This is a genomic window from Bacillus sp. SIMBA_031 (assembly GCF_046535225.1).
GTDB classification, from domain to species: Bacteria; Bacillota; Bacilli; order Bacillales; family Bacillaceae; genus Bacillus; species Bacillus velezensis.
Map to the genome: position 1 here is coordinate 1 of NZ_JAWRXC010000307.1, position 267 is coordinate 267.

The 267-nt window shown below is 59.9% G+C and carries 1 protein-coding gene; it reads left to right on the forward strand.

The genetic code is table 11. The features are described 5' to 3' along the window. Nucleotides 1-50: 50 nt before the first annotated feature. Nucleotides 51-267: phosphotransferase (locus tag SB724_RS20415; protein ID WP_410572712.1), on the forward strand; the 217-nt coding region annotated here is incomplete at its 3' end.

The window sequence follows — 267 nt, forward strand, 5'->3', positions numbered from 1 at the left end:
TCCGGCAGCGCAAGCTCAATGAGCTGGACCAGGCAGCAACGACCGGAAAAATTCCAGCCACTCTCCTCCGCCGTTGGGAACATGCCCTCGAGGACGTTGCCCTTTGGCGGTTCAATACATCCGTGGTCCACGGCGACCTCCATGAAGACAACCTCATGGTGCAGGATGACTCCGTAACTGCCCTGACGGGGTGGACAGACCTCCGGATTGGTGATCCTGCCGACGACTTTGCATGGCTGGTGGCGTCCAATGAGGCCTCGTTCGTCG